Annotated in this window: 1 protein-coding gene; it reads right to left on the bottom strand. The window is 59.1% G+C overall.

All coding sequences use genetic code 11. The features are described 5' to 3' along the window. A partial coding sequence (locus FSO04_RS46135; protein WP_267905129.1) for a reverse transcriptase domain-containing protein occupies window positions 1–223 on the bottom strand: 223 nt, incomplete at its 3' end. Between the last annotated feature and the right edge of the window lie 29 nt (window positions 224–252).

Below are 252 nucleotides of genomic sequence, written 5' to 3'. Positions count from 1 at the left end.
CGAAATCATCGGCGTAGCGGATGACGTTAAGCTTCGCATATTTGCGCGCGTATCTGGAAGCGCCCACGCTTGCATGGACCGCTGCCTCCAGTCCGTCTAACGCCATATTCGCGATCACGGGTGAGATGACACCCCCTTGCGGGGTGCCGGCCCGCGACTCAAACAGGGTTCCCTCATCGATATAGCCGGCCTGCAACCACTTGCGCAGGACTTCCTTGTCCATCGCCGCATTCTCCAGAATCCAGGAGTGAC

The sequence above is a fragment of the Paraburkholderia madseniana genome (assembly GCF_009690905.1).
GTDB classification, from domain to species: Bacteria; Pseudomonadota; Gammaproteobacteria; order Burkholderiales; family Burkholderiaceae; genus Paraburkholderia; species Paraburkholderia madseniana.
Note: the sequence above shows the minus strand (reverse complement) of the source record. Positions and strands in the feature narration are given on the sequence as shown.